The 12,223-nt window shown below is 64.1% G+C and carries 14 protein-coding genes; 9 read left to right on the forward strand and 5 right to left on the reverse strand.

Features of this window, described 5'->3' with window-relative positions; genetic code table 11:
- Positions 1–500 (reverse strand): iron-containing alcohol dehydrogenase (locus ACH2AT_RS09460; protein WP_394965525.1); only part of this gene is annotated, 500 nt, incomplete at its 3' end.
- 235 nt (positions 501–735) lie between these two features.
- Between ACH2AT_RS09460 and ACH2AT_RS09465 the strand changes: the two genes are divergently transcribed.
- From ACH2AT_RS09465 to glmM, 8 genes are all read left to right on the forward strand, one after another.
- Entirely contained in the window at positions 736–1,326 is a 591-nt protein-coding gene (locus ACH2AT_RS09465) for a hypothetical protein (protein WP_394965527.1), read from the forward strand.
- A 3-nt stretch (positions 1,327–1,329) separates the two neighbouring features.
- On the forward strand, positions 1,330–2,256 hold the full coding sequence (locus ACH2AT_RS09470) for a hypothetical protein (RefSeq protein WP_394965528.1): 927 nt from the start codon (positions 1,330–1,332) through the stop codon (positions 2,254–2,256).
- A 249-nt stretch (positions 2,257–2,505) separates the two neighbouring features.
- Complete coding sequence (locus ACH2AT_RS09475) at positions 2,506–3,372, forward strand: YitT family protein (protein ID WP_394965530.1); 867 nt, start codon at positions 2,506–2,508, stop codon at positions 3,370–3,372.
- Positions 3,373–3,442: 70 nt separating this feature from the next.
- Positions 3,443–4,801, forward strand: coding sequence for an MATE family efflux transporter (locus tag ACH2AT_RS09480; RefSeq protein WP_394965549.1), 1,359 nt, complete (start codon positions 3,443–3,445; stop codon positions 4,799–4,801).
- 121 nt (positions 4,802–4,922) lie between these two features.
- Entirely contained in the window at positions 4,923–5,486 is a 564-nt protein-coding gene (locus ACH2AT_RS09485) for a TetR/AcrR family transcriptional regulator (RefSeq protein WP_394965532.1), read from the forward strand.
- A 15-nt stretch (positions 5,487–5,501) separates the two neighbouring features.
- On the forward strand, positions 5,502–6,290 hold the full coding sequence (locus tag ACH2AT_RS09490) for a class I SAM-dependent methyltransferase (RefSeq protein ID WP_394965534.1): 789 nt from the start codon (positions 5,502–5,504) through the stop codon (positions 6,288–6,290).
- Between the two features lie 224 nt (positions 6,291–6,514).
- The gene (locus ACH2AT_RS09495; protein ID WP_394965536.1) at positions 6,515–7,180 is read left to right on the forward strand and encodes a UDP-N-acetylglucosamine pyrophosphorylase; all 666 of its coding nucleotides are present in this window, start codon (positions 6,515–6,517) and stop codon (positions 7,178–7,180) included.
- A gap of 24 nt (positions 7,181–7,204) precedes the next feature.
- The gene (gene glmM / locus ACH2AT_RS09500) at positions 7,205–8,551 is read left to right on the forward strand and encodes a phosphoglucosamine mutase (RefSeq protein WP_394965538.1); all 1,347 of its coding nucleotides are present in this window, start codon (positions 7,205–7,207) and stop codon (positions 8,549–8,551) included.
- An 89-nt stretch (positions 8,552–8,640) separates the two neighbouring features.
- Here glmM and ACH2AT_RS09505 read toward each other — a convergent pair whose 3' ends face one another.
- Positions 8,641–9,159, reverse strand: coding sequence for a DUF1836 domain-containing protein (locus ACH2AT_RS09505; protein WP_394965540.1), 519 nt, complete (start codon positions 9,157–9,159; stop codon positions 8,641–8,643).
- 142 nt (positions 9,160–9,301) lie between these two features.
- Between ACH2AT_RS09505 and ACH2AT_RS09510 the strand changes: the two genes are divergently transcribed.
- Entirely contained in the window at positions 9,302–10,588 is a 1,287-nt protein-coding gene (locus ACH2AT_RS09510; RefSeq protein ID WP_394965542.1) for a chloride channel protein, read from the forward strand.
- Between the two features lie 48 nt (positions 10,589–10,636).
- On the opposite strand, the gene ACH2AT_RS09515 is transcribed toward ACH2AT_RS09510, so the two are convergent.
- The 3 genes from ACH2AT_RS09515 to ruvX form a co-directional block, all read right to left on the reverse strand.
- Complete coding sequence (locus ACH2AT_RS09515; protein WP_394965544.1) at positions 10,637–10,870, reverse strand: hypothetical protein; 234 nt, start codon at positions 10,868–10,870, stop codon at positions 10,637–10,639.
- 18 nt (positions 10,871–10,888) lie between these two features.
- Positions 10,889–11,398: a CarD family transcriptional regulator gene (locus ACH2AT_RS09520; protein ID WP_394965546.1), complete on the reverse strand. Its 510-nt coding sequence runs from the start codon at positions 11,396–11,398 to the stop codon at positions 10,889–10,891.
- 229 nt (positions 11,399–11,627) lie between these two features.
- Positions 11,628–12,062: a Holliday junction resolvase RuvX gene (ruvX, locus tag ACH2AT_RS09525; RefSeq protein ID WP_394965547.1), complete on the reverse strand. Its 435-nt coding sequence runs from the start codon at positions 12,060–12,062 to the stop codon at positions 11,628–11,630.
- Positions 12,063–12,223: the final 161 nt, after the last annotated feature.

Consider the following 12,223-nt stretch of genomic DNA (forward strand, 5'->3'; position numbering starts at 1 on the left):
GTGTCCACGCAGACGAACTTGCGCTTCTTCTCCACGTCGGTGATGACGTAGTTGATGGTCACCTCGGCGGCGGTGCCGGCGGTGGTGGGCACGGCGATGGTGAACACCGCGTGCTTCCTGGTGGGGGCAACGCCCTCCAGGCTGCGCACGTCGGCAAACTCGGGGTTCGTGGCGATGATGCCGATGGCCTTGGCGGTGTCCATGGAGGAGCCGCCGCCGATGGTCACGATGCAGTCCGCGCCGCTGGCGGTGAAGGCCTTTACGCCGTGCTGCACGTTCTCGATGGTGGGGTTGGGCTTGATGTCGCTGTAAACTTCATAGGCAAAGCCCGCCGCCTCCAGCAGGTCGGTGACCTTCTGGGTCACGCCGAACTTCAACAGGTCGGGGTCGGAGCAGACAAAAGCCTTTTTGTAGCCGCGGGCGGTCAGCTCGGGAACGATGTTCTCGATGGCGCCCTTGCCATGATAGGAAATGGTGTTCAGAACGATGCGGTTAGCCATTGGTATCCTCTCCTTTTCAGGTCAAACAAAACGTTTGCTTGGCGGAGTTTCTCCGTCTGTTACAAGTATAACAATCTATTCCCCGCAGGGCAAGGGAGCGTTTCGCATGAAAAACGCAAAAAAATTTTAGTCGCTTTGCAATATTTTCCTCACCTCAGGTGTTTACTCTGTGTCGGCGGGGAACACTAACCCCAAAACCGGCCGCACATTTCTTTAAAATTAAGGAGTCACACACATGAAAAAACTCGCTTTGACCCTCGCCCTCATCATGGCTGTTGCCGCCTTTGCCGGCTGCTCTTCCGCCCCCTCTTCTTCCGCGCCTTCCTCCGCGCCCAGCAGCAGCGCCCCGGCTTCCGAGCCCGCCTCTGAGCCTTCTTCCGAGCCCGCTTCCGAGCCTGCCAGCGAAGCCGAGCCCGGCAGCCTGGAGGCCCTGATGGACCAGGTGCTGGCCGCGGGCGACGCGGAGCAGATCCCCATGCTGATGCCCGCCGACCTGAACGGCGGCGCCAAGTACACCCCGCTCACCGAAGAGAACTCCGAGTACAACCTGGGCGTGACCCGTGACCGCTACACCGACGGCATCGCCGCCGAGGCCGCCATGACCTCCGTGCCCTTCTCCGTCTGCCTGGTGAAGGCGAACAGCGCCGAGGAGGCCGAGCAGCTGGCCGCCGACATCGAGGCCAATGCCGACCCCCGCAAGTGGATCTGCGTGGAAGCCGAGAGCAAGATCGTGGACTTCTCCGGCGACACCGTCATCCTCATCATGACCAGCGCCGACCTGGCTGAGCAGCTGCACAGCGGCTTCACCGCCGCCGTGGCTGAGTAAGCCGTGAAACGCAAACTCGCATTCGCAGCCGCGGGGCTCTGCTTCGCGGCTGCCGCTGTTGTCATTGCGGTGGCAATGGGCCTGCCTGGCCGCGGCATGCGCCCGGACGAGAACGGCATGTACACCGCCCACGGCCACTGGGTCGAGGCGCTGGACGGGCCCGACGTGGACAGTGCGGTGCGCTTTGGCGAAAAGCTGGAAAAGCTGAAGGCGGACCTGCTCACCGAGGAGAACCGCGCCTTTTACGCCATCGTGCCGGACAAGGGCTATTACCTGACCGACGAGGTGAGGCCCGCCACCGACTATCAGGCTCTGTTCTCCACGGTGGACAGCCAGCTGACGGGCAGCGGCATCGAAAAGATCGACCTGACCGGGGCGCTGGCCCTGGAGGACTACTATTTCACCGACAGCCACTGGCGGCAGGAGCGGCTGGGCGGCGTGGTGGACGCGCTGGGCAGCGCCATGGGCTTTTCGGTGGACATGGACGGCTTTGACCCGGTGACGGTGGAAGGCTTCATCGGCGCCTACGGCAAGTACGGCGCGGACAAGCCGGAAGAGCTGACCTACATGGTCAGCGACGCCACCGTGGCCGCCGTGTGCGACAACTATCAATATCCCGATTCCACCGCCGTCTACGACCTTGCGCGCCTTTCCACCGACGTGCCCTACGACGTGTTTTTGAGCGGGGCCAGCCCCCTCATCACCATCGAGAGCCCCCTGGCAGCCACCGACAAGGAGCTGGTGGTGTTCCGGGATTCCTATGCCAGCAGCCTTGTTCCGCTGCTGCTGGGTCAGTACCGCAAGGTGACCCTGGTGGACATCCGCTACATGGTCAGCGGCCTTGTGCCCCAGTATGTGGAGTTCACAAACCAGGACGTGCTGTTTTTATACAGCACCTATGTGGTGAACCAGAGCGCCATGCTGCGCTGAAAGACCCTGCGCGATTTAACAAAGACCGGCGTTTTGCCCCGCATCTTTCGGGGCAAAACGCCGAACTTTTTTTGCCGGGTCTTGCAATCGCCGCCGGGCTGTGCAATACTTGTGTGTAATATAAAAGGAGGTGGGTCAGATGGGCTGCGCCCGGTGTGATGCGCATAGATTCGGCGGCAGGCCTTTGGCCTGCCGCCTTTCGCTTTATCATGGCACTGCTGTGCAGTGCGTCGAGGGGAGGGTTCGCCCGTGAAAGGCTTCATTCTGCCCGCGCGGGGAAAAAACATTCTGCTGGTGCTGCTGGGCAACGCGCTGTACGCCCTGGCGGTGGACATGTTCGTGCTGCCCTGCGGGCTCATCACCGGCGGCACCACGGGCCTGGCGCTGGCCGCCCGCTATTGGTTTGACGTGCCGGTGGCCGGGTTCGTGCTGGCGTCCAACATCGTCATGTTCGCGGTGGGGGCGCTGGCCATGGGCCGGTGGTTCGCCTTCAACACGGCGCTGTCCACCTTCTGCTACCCGCTGTTCCTGGACCTGTTCGTCCGCATCCCCGGCATCGACGGCTTCACCCGCGACCCCATGCTGGGCACCGTCTTCGCCGGCGTGCTCATCGGCGTGGCCATCGGGCTGGTGATCGGCGCGGGGGCGTCCAGCGGCGGCATGGACATCCCGCCCATCGTGCTGAACAAATACTTCGGCCTGCCGGTGGGCGCGGTGATGTACCTGCTGGACTTCCTCATCCTCATCGGCCAGATGGTCTTTGCCGGCAAGGAGCAGATCCTCTACGGCATCCTGCTGGTGCTGCTCTACACCGTCATTCTGGAAAAGGTTTCGGTGATGGGCCACGCCAAGATCCAGGTGAAGATCCTCAGCGAAAAGAACGACGAGATCCGCCGCATCATCCTGCGGGTGCTGGACCGGGGCTGCACCGTGCTGCACGCCCAGACCGGCTACACCCGGACCGAGCGGGACATGCTGCTGACGGTGGTGACCAACCGGGAACTGGCAAAACTGAACCATCTGGTGCTGGAAACAGACCCCCAGGCCTTCATCGTCATCAGCTCGGTGAACGAGGTGCACGGCCGGGGCTTCACCCTTCAAAAGATCTACAAATGAGCGGCGCCGCGCCGGGCGAAGGAATGCGTCCGGCGCTCTTTGCGCCTGTAAGGCGGTGTTTTGTGTGAGAATGGAAAATGACCTGGGGCGCGACCCCATCCGCCGGCTGGTGCTGCGCATCGCCGTCCCCAGCATGCTGGCGCAGTTCGTGAGCGTTTTATACAGCGTGGTGGACCGCATGTACATCGGCAACATCCCCGAGGTGGGCAATCTGGCCCTGGCGGGGGCGGGCGTCTGCGGCCCCCTCGTGACCATGATCGGCTCGGTGGCCTTTCTGGTGGGCGTGGGCGGCTCGCCCCTGGTGAGCATCCGCATGGGCGCGGGCGACAACGAGGGCGCAAAACGCATCCTTGCCAACTGCTTTGTGCTGCTGGCGGGCCTGGCGGCGGCGCTGACCGCCCTGGCCTGGGCCACCCGGCGGCCGGTGCTGCTGCTCTTCGGCGCCAGCGAGGCCAGCCTGCCCTATGCCGAGACCTACTATTCGGTGTATCTGACGGGCACTTTGTTCGCCCTGCTCTCCACCGGCATGAACCAGTTCATCATCTGCCAGGGCTTTGCCAAAAAGGGCATGCTCTCGGTGCTGCTGGGCGCGGTGCTGAACATCCTGCTGGACCCGGTGTTCATCTTCCTGCTGGATATGGGCGTGGCCGGCGCGGCGCTGGCCACCGTGCTCAGCCAGCTGGCCAGCTGCGTCTTTGTGCTTTCCTTCCTGTTCGGCCGCCAGCCTCCCGTCCGCATCACCTTCGGGGGCTACAGCCTGCGGCTCATGGGCCGGGTAGCGGCCATCGGCTTCACCCCCTTCATCATCATCGCCTTCGACAACGTGATGATCATCGCCCTCAACTCCCTGTTGCAGAAGTACGGCGGCGCGGGCCAGGGCGACCTGCTGGTGGCGGCGGCCACCATCGCCCAAAGCTTCATGCTGGTGGTCACCATGCCGCTGGGCGGCATCACCGGCGGCACCGGGTCCATCCTGGGCTATAACTACGGCGCGGGCCAGCCCGGGCGCATCCTGGAGGCACAGAAGTTCATCCTGCTGCTCTGCCTTGGCTACACCACCCTCTTGTTCCTCATCGGCCAGGGGGCGCCCGGCCTCTTTGTGGCCATCTTTTCCAGCGACGGCGAGGTGGCCCGGCTGGCGGCGCAGGCCATCCGCATCTACACCCTGGGCGTCATCCCGCTGGCAGTGCAGTACACCGTGATCGACGGCTTCACCGGCATGGGCATGATGCAGTATGCCCTGCCCCTCTCCTTCTTCCGCAAGGCCATCTATTTCATCCCCCTGTTCCTCCTGCCCATGCAGTTCGGCGCCATGTCTGCCTTTGTGGCCGAACCCATCTCCGACTTTGTGGCCCCGGTGGCGTCCGCCTTTGTCTACTGGCAGCGCATCCGCTATGTGGTGGGCCTCAAACCCAAAAAAGCGAAGTGACCATGCTTTCCCCAGGCCGCCCCTTTCACCGGGGCGGCCCCTTTTTGCCCTTGACAGGCCCCGCTTTATGTGCAACAATAGTTGCATAACAACTGTTGCATATAAAAAGGAGGCGAGGGCCATGCCCCCTGCGGCCAAGGCCACCCAGGAGATGGTTTTACAGGCGGCGCTGGATATCACCCGCCGCGAAGGCTTCGAGGCGGTGAACGCCCGCAGCGTGGCGGCGCGGCTGGGCTGCTCCACCCGGCCCATCTTCACCTGCTATGAAAACATGGAGGCCATGAAGGCGGACTTTCTGGAATACGCCTTCGCCTTTTACGAGCAGCGGGCCGCGGCCTGGGGCGAGGGGGAGGACCCCTGCCTTGCCCTGCCTCTCACCTACCTGCGCTTTGCCCGGAAGGAGCCGCTGCTGTTCCGGGCGCTGTTCATCCGCAAGATGGCGCTGGACATGCGCCGGGCCGAGGACTTTTACCGGGAGCCGGGCAACGGGCGCAAGGCGGAGGCCTTCGCCCGCCGGCTGGGGGTGGACCCCCGGGCCGGGCGGGAAATTTTTCTGGACCTGTTCCTCTGGGCCCACGGCGCGGCGGTGCTCGCCGCCACCGGCAAATTGAAGCTGGACGACGGCGAAGCCCGGCGGCGGGCAAAAGCGGTGGTGGCGGCGCTGGCGGCCCCCCACCGGCCCTGAAAAAGGAGGCGCGCCATGGAAACACGCTACATCCGCGAATTCTACAGTCATTTCGACGAGGACGGGCGGCTGGCCTCCCGCCACGGCTCGGTGGAATTCTTCACCACCATGCATTACATCCGCCGCTACCTGCGTCCCGGCGCGCGGGTGCTGGAGATCGGCGCGGGCACCGGGCGCTACTCCCACGCGCTGGCCCGGGAAGGCTTCCGGGTGGACGCGGTGGAACTGGTGGAGCGCAACATCGAGGTGTTCCGCCAGAACACCCTGCCCGGCGAAGCGGTGACCGTCACCCAGGGCAACGCCCTGGACCTGGGCGGGTTTGAGAGCGACACCTATGACGTTGTCCTTCTGCTGGGGCCGCTCTATCACCTGTACACCGAGGCGGACAAGCGCCGGGCGCTGGCCGAGGCCATCCGGGTAGCCCGCCCGGGCGGCGTGGTCTTTGCTGCCTATGTCATCTCGGACGGCTGCCTGCTGGACGAAGGGTTCCGGCGTCAAAACATCGACGTGGCCCGCTACCTGCGGGACGGCCTGCTGGACCCGGAGACCTTTGCCGCCTATTCCCAGCCGAAGGACCTGTTTGAACTGGTGCGCAAGGAGGACGTGGACGCGCTGATGGCCGCTTTTCCCGTTACCCGGCTGCACTACGTGGCCGCCGACGGCTGCGCCCTGCTGCTGCGGGAGGAGCTGGATTCCATGGACGACGAACAGTTCCGGGTGTTTCTGCGCTATCATCTGGCGGTATGCGAGCGCCCCGGCCTGCTGGACGTGACCAGCCATGCGCTGGACATTTTTCGCACGTGAACTTTTGCCCCGCGCCCTGCGGGGCTTTTTCTTTGCCCGGCATGCGCTTATTGTGCAAATTTTGCGGAAATATGTCACAATTTTTGCGCGGCCGCGGCGGCAGATTTTCGTGAAACACGCCATTTTTGCCATTTCGTCCACGTTTTTTGTATTTTCAAGTTGTCATTTTGCCCCTGATCTCATATAATGAGTGATAGCAGAATCATTGGAAGGGAGCGTGCGCTATGACGTTTTGCCGCGCCGAAGAACTGTTCGATCTCTCCCACACCCTGGCAGCCCCCCTGTTCGAGGGCAGGGAGTGGCCCTGGCAGGTGCTGGACGAGCTGAAGGATTTTGTTTTGAAGCTGGGCGAGAGCCTGCCCGCCGACGAATACGACCAGCCTCAGCCGGGGGTGTGGGTGGCAAAGACCGCCAAGGTGGCCCCCACCGCCCTGCTGGGCGCGCCCTGCATCATCGGCCCCGGGGCCGAGGTGCGCCACTGCGCCTTCATCCGGGGCAGCGCGCTGGTGGGCGCGGGGGCCGTTGTGGGCAACAGCGTGGAGCTGAAAAACTGCATCCTGTTCGACGGGGCGCAGGCGCCCCACTTCAATTATGTGGGCGACTCCATCCTGGGCGTGAAGGCTCACCTGGGGGCCGGCGCGGTGACCAGCAATCTGAAAAGCGACAAGAGCCTCGTGGTGGTGAAAAACGGCGAGGAAACGATCGCCACCGGCCGCAAAAAGCTGGGCGCGCTGGTGGGCGACGGGGCCGAGGTGGGCTGCAACAGCGTGCTGTGCCCCGGCGCGGTGCTGGGCCGCGGCTGCCAGGTGTATCCCGCCAGCTGCGTGCGGGGCGCCGTTCCCGCCGGGCACATCTACAAAGGGCCGGGTAAGCTGGCCAAACGGGTCTGACCCGCTGAAAGGAGACTTGAACACATGGGCAGATTATTCGGCACCGACGGCGTGCGCGGCATCGCCGGCGAGGATATGACCTGTGAGCTTGCTATGAACATCGGTCGCGCGGCGGCCACCGTGCTCACCTACGGGCGGCGCCGCCGTCCGCTGGTGGTGCTGGGCAAGGACACCCGCATCTCCAGCGACATGCTGGGCGCGGCGCTGGCGGCGGGCCTGTGCAGCGTGGGGGCGGACGTCATCGACCTGGGCGTTGTGCCCACCCCCGCCGTGGCCTATCTGGTGATGAAGTACAAGGCGGACGCGGGCGTGATGATCAGCGCCAGCCACAACCCCTACCCCTTCAACGGCATCAAGATTTTCGGCGGCGAGGGCTTCAAGCTGCCGGACGATCTGGAGGACCAGATCGAGACCCTGATCGAACAGGGAAATTTTGTGCTGGCCACCGGCGACGGCCTGGGCCAGATCAGCCACTCGGCCACCGCCGTGCGGGACTATGTGGAGCATCTGAAAAGCACCATCCCCACCTCGCTGGAAGGCATGAAGATCGTGGTGGACTGCGCCAACGGCTCCGCCTCGGCCACCGCCGGGCAGCTGTTCAGCCAGCTGGGGGCGGACGCCGCCATCCTTTCCGCCTCGCCGGACGGGGTGAACATCAACGAAAATTGCGGCTCCACCCACATGGAGGCCCTGTGCGAGGCGGTGCGCTCCACCCCGGGCGCGGTGGCGGGCGTGGCCTTTGACGGCGACGCCGACCGCTGCCTCTTCGTGGACGAAAAGGGCAATGTGGTGGACGGCGACTTCATCATGGCCATCTGCGGCCTGGACATGCAGCAGCGGGGCAAGCTGCGCCGCAGCACCATCGTGGGCACCGTGCTCACCAACCTGGGCTTCGCCCGCTTCTGCGAGGCCAACGGCATGCACTTCGCCGCCACCAAGGTGGGCGACCGCTACGTGCTGGAGGAGATGGAGCAGGAAGGCTACACCCTGGGCGGCGAGCAGAGCGGCCACGTCATCTTCCGCGACTACGCCACCACCGGCGACGGACAGCTCACCGCCCTGCAGCTGCTGTGCCTGCTGAAGCGCTGCGGCGAGCCCCTCTCCCAGCTGGCAAAGGTGATGACCCGCCTGCCCCAGGTGATGGAGAACGTGAAGGTGAGCGCCGCCGGCAAGCTGGAATTTTACAACAACGACGCCATCAAGAACGCCATTCGGGAGAAAAAAGAGCTTCTGGGCGACGCAGGCCGGGTGCTGGTGCGGGTGAGCGGCACCGAGCCCCTCATCCGGGTGATGGTGGAAGGCCAGGACGAGGCCCTCATCCAGTCCATCGCCGGCGAACTGGCCCAGCTGGTGCGCAGCGAGCTGGCCTGACAATTTGTCGTTCTCTTCCATAGCAGAAGGCCCCCGGCCATGCTTTTTGGGCACGGCCGGGGGCCTTCCTCCGCTGCGGGACGCCCGCTTTACTCCCCCCGGTTTTCGAACTCCAGGCGCTTTTGCAGATACACCTTGCTGGCAACGGCGCGGGTGGCGTGGATGACCATCAGCCGGTCGTCGTCCGCCTCCGGGGCCGCCGGCGTGCCCTGGGCCGCCTGCTGCAGCGCCGCCTCCAGCTGGCCGCAGAAGTAGTCGTAGGCCCGCTGCACCTCGCACATCTGGGCCTGCATGCGGATGAGCTGGGCCACCTCCTGGATGCTTAGCACCTGCTTGAGGGCGCAGATCACCAGCAGCTGGGCCACGTGGGTGCGGCCGTATTTTTTGTTGGCGGGCGGGGCCATCACCTTCTGCTTGACGTAGTTGTTCACCATGGCCTTGGTGAGCAGCTTTTCCTCGCCCGGCGGGCACAGCGGGGCGAACACCTCGTTCAGATACCCGGTGACCTGGTCCATGTACAAGGCGATGCCGGGCAGCTGCTCCCACCGGGGGCAGCAAAACTGCATCATCTGCGCCGCCTGTTCACTGTTTTGAAAGCCCGCTTTCATCGTGCCGGCCTCCCCTCCTGTTGGTTTTTCATACGATGTTTCCATTATACCACGATTTTTCCAATTGGAAAGAGCCGGGCTTGACGAAGCCGCGGGATGTGATATGATAAGAAAGGTTTTGCTTTTGAGAGGGGAGCATAGCATGCAATTGAAACATCTGCTGCAGCAAAAGTGGGAGCTGGGCCCGGGGCCCTACACCCGCACCTTTTTGATGTGGATGGTGTGCGCGGGCATTGCAGGCCTGGCCTGCGGCGCGGTGGGCGCCGTGTTTTTCCATCTGGTCAACTGGGCCACCGGCATGCGTCAGGCGGACCCCTGGCTTTTGTACCTTCTGCCGGTGGGCGGCCTGGTCATCGTGTTCGTTTACAGGGCCTGCCGCATGGGCACCGAGCGGGGCACCAACGCGGTGCTGGAGAGCGCCCAGCAGGGCAGACGGGCGCCCCTGCGGCTGACGCCCCTCATCATCATGGCCACCTTCATCACCCATCTGCTGGGCGGCAGCGCGGGCCGCGAGGGCGCGGCGCTGCAGATCGGCGGCAGCATGGGCGGCTGGCTGGGCGAAAAAATGCGGCTGGACCACAACAGCCAGCGGGTGATGGTTCTGGCGGGCATGAGCGCGGTGTTCGCCGCCCTGTTCGGCACGCCGCTGACGGCGGCGGTGTTCAGCATGGAGGTCATCTGCGTGGGCGTCATCTATCACTCCGCGCTGCTGCCCTGCGCGCTGGCCAGCCTCATCTCCTACGGCACCGCCGTGCTGCTGGGCACAAAACCCGAGCGCTTTGTGGTGCACGGCTCTGCCGCTTTGAGCTTTGACAACGCCTGGCGGGCCCTGCTGCTGGCCGTGGGCTGCGCGGTGCTGGGCATTCTGTTCTGCGTGGCCATGCATGCCGCCAGCCACCTTTACCAGACCAGGCTGAAAAACCAGTATCTGCGCATCCTGGCGGGCAGCGCCCTCATCATCCTGTTCACCCTGGCGGTGGGCACCCGGGCCTACAACGGCGCGGGCATGGACGTGGTGGAGCGCGCCATCACCGAGGGCGAGCTGGTGCATCCGGCGGCCTTCATCCTCAAGCTGCTGCTCACCGCCATCACCCTGGGATGCGGTTTCCGGGGCGGTGAGATCGTGCCCACCTTCTTTGTGGGCTCCACCTTCGGCTGCCTTGTGGGGCCGCTGCTGGGGCTGGACCCGGGCCTTGCCGCGGCGCTGGCGCTGGTGGCCACCTTCTGCGCGGTGACCAACTGCCCCATCGCCAGCATCCTGCTGGGGGTGGAGCTGTTCGGCGCCGAGCCGCTGCTGCTCTATCTGCTGGTGTGCGCCGTGAGCTATCTGCTCAGCGGCCACTACAGCCTCTATTCCAGCCAGATGACCCTGGGCCCCAAGCTCACCAATCCCCCGCCGGAAAAGCCGGTGGACAGCTTCTGCCACTGACCGCGATGCAAAAGAGCCTTCCCGGCGGGAAGGCTCTTTTTGCTTTGTTCAAAGGCCAAGTTCTTTGCCGCAGTAGGGGCAGCACCTGCCGTATACTCTGTACAGATAGCGCCGGCAATGGGGGCAGCGGTAAAAAAACGCCTTGGAAGCAACCACAGCGAAAGAGGCCCCCAGCCACAGATACAACAATATTTGCGTTTTAAAGAGCATCCACAGGAAAAGAAACAGCAGAGCCAGCGCCACCCCCACCCGTGTGATGCGAAGGGCAGTTTTCAGCTTCATCGTATGCTCCTCCTCACCTCACTGGGCAGCAGGCTCCAGCGTTTGCAGGATGTGGTCCTTCACCTGCTCCTTGGGCATGTCCAGCGCAAGGGACAATTCCTCATAGAGCAGTTCCTCCGCCCGCTTCATGAACTGCTGGTCGGTCTTGCCCAGCTTTTTTCCCTTGGCGGCGGCCTGCTGGGCCTTGAGGTAAACCGCCTTGATGATCTTCACCAGCGATTCGCACTGGTAGGTGTGCAAAAGGCCCCGGTAATGCTCCGACAAGGCGCGCTGGTCGGTGCCGCTGCAGCAGCAGGGCTCGATCTCGGGCATGCGGCGGATGAGGTTTTTCGCCTCTTCCCCGGTGATGACCGGGCGCATGAACACCTTGGTGTCCACGGGGGTGTACACGGTGCCGCTGCCGAACAGCGGGGTGAGGGTATAGTACATCGCCTGCCCGCCGCCGCTCAGCTGCTGCTTCATGGAGACGCCCTCCACCCGGCAAATGCCGGAATTGCCATACACGATCAGACTTCCAGGTTCAAACATCTCTTGTCCTCCATCTTCCGCCGGGCGCCGCGGCGCCCCTTCCGCCTCTTTTGACTTGGCCGAACTTCTTTCGCTGACCCGAGCGCATCGGGGTCTCATCGTGGTTGCTATGATATTATTATAGCACGTTTTGCGCCCGCGCGTAAGCCCGTCAAAGGGCGGTTTTACGCCATTTTTTGCGCAAAAAAGGGCCTCTGGCGCATTGCAGAGGCCTCTTTTCGGTGTTGGTTCAGGTGGGCTGTTCGCCGGGGTGGTTTTTCCGCCAGGCGAGGAAGCTGTCCAGAATGACGGCGGCGCTCACCGCGTCCAGCTTGCCCTTGCGCTTTTTGCCAAAGGCGCCCGCATCCGTGAGCTGCGCCGCGGCGGTGACGGTGGTGCGGCGCTCGTCCCAGAAGACGATGGGCACCTGCACGCCCAGCTCCACCAGCTTTGCCAGCTTGCGGGTCTTTTGGGCCCGGCCGCCCTCGGTGCCGTCCATGTTTTTGGGCAGGCCGATGACGATCATCCCCACATCGAATTCCCGGCTGGCGTAGATGATCTTCTCCGCCACCTTGGCCATGCTCTTTTCCTCGATCTGGCCCACGGGGCTGGCCAGAAATTCCGTGCGGTCGCACACGGCCAGGCCCGTGCGGGCGTCGCCGTAGTCCACTGCCATGATCTTCATCGTCGTTCGTTCCTCTCTTTTCCGCGGCGGGGCCGCTCGGCTCTATTGTATCCTGCCCGCGCGCCCTTTGCAAGGGCGCCTCACCGCCCGGCGAGATAGGCTTTCAGCGCGGGCAGGGCCGCCTGCCCGTCCGCAAGGCCCAGGTCGTAGACCTGCTGAAG

Source organism: Candidatus Allofournierella excrementigallinarum (assembly GCF_944388085.1).
GTDB lineage: Bacteria > Bacillota > Clostridia > Oscillospirales > Ruminococcaceae > Allofournierella_A > Allofournierella_A excrementigallinarum.

Bases quoted from the DNA above. Each gene is read 5' to 3' on its own strand.
- glmM (WP_394965538.1), top strand. From the start codon at position 7,205: ATGGGCAGATTATTCGGCACCGACGGCGTGCGCGGCATCGCCGGCGAG.
- ACH2AT_RS09465 (WP_394965527.1), top strand. From the start codon at position 736: ATGAAAAAACTCGCTTTGACCCTCGCCCTCATCATGGCTGTTGCCGCC.
- ruvX (WP_394965547.1), bottom strand. From the start codon at position 12,062: ATGAAGATCATGGCAGTGGACTACGGCGACGCCCGCACGGGCCTGGCC.
- ACH2AT_RS09495 (WP_394965536.1), top strand. From the start codon at position 6,515: ATGACGTTTTGCCGCGCCGAAGAACTGTTCGATCTCTCCCACACCCTG.
- ACH2AT_RS09505 (WP_394965540.1), bottom strand. From the start codon at position 9,159: ATGAAAGCGGGCTTTCAAAACAGTGAACAGGCGGCGCAGATGATGCAG.
- ACH2AT_RS09480 (WP_394965549.1), top strand. From the start codon at position 3,443: ATGGAAAATGACCTGGGGCGCGACCCCATCCGCCGGCTGGTGCTGCGC.
- ACH2AT_RS09510 (WP_394965542.1), top strand. From the start codon at position 9,302: ATGCAATTGAAACATCTGCTGCAGCAAAAGTGGGAGCTGGGCCCGGGG.
- ACH2AT_RS09490 (WP_394965534.1), top strand. From the start codon at position 5,502: ATGGAAACACGCTACATCCGCGAATTCTACAGTCATTTCGACGAGGAC.
- ACH2AT_RS09485 (WP_394965532.1), top strand. From the start codon at position 4,923: ATGCCCCCTGCGGCCAAGGCCACCCAGGAGATGGTTTTACAGGCGGCG.
- ACH2AT_RS09515 (WP_394965544.1), bottom strand. From the start codon at position 10,870: ATGAAGCTGAAAACTGCCCTTCGCATCACACGGGTGGGGGTGGCGCTG.
- ACH2AT_RS09520 (WP_394965546.1), bottom strand. From the start codon at position 11,398: ATGTTTGAACCTGGAAGTCTGATCGTGTATGGCAATTCCGGCATTTGC.